We start from the raw sequence: 223 nt of genomic DNA on the forward strand, positions 1-223 counted from the left end.
CCTTTGGCGCAGGCCCCAAGGCCGCACTGGACAAAGCGCTGGAAATTGCGGCCGAGCTGGGTTTGCAGACCTGCAATGCCGAAGGATATATCGGCTGGGCCGAGACCGGCACCAGACGGGTAATGTCGCGCAAAATATTTTCACGGTTCTGTTCAGCAAAGGCGTCGATGGACGCCCAACGCGGATCGTTCATGGAAGTACCTCCCAGGATGAATTATCAATC

The 223-nt window shown here is 56.5% G+C and carries 1 pseudogene; it reads right to left on the bottom strand.

Annotated elements, in window-relative coordinates:
* Window positions 1-193, bottom strand: a pseudogene (locus H6B10_RS16695) (hypothetical protein); the annotation flags it as partial.
* Window positions 194-223 lie beyond the last annotated feature (30 nt).

Origin of the sequence: Gemmiger formicilis (assembly GCF_016901605.1) — a bacterium.
GTDB lineage: Bacteria > Bacillota > Clostridia > Oscillospirales > Ruminococcaceae > Gemmiger > Gemmiger formicilis_B.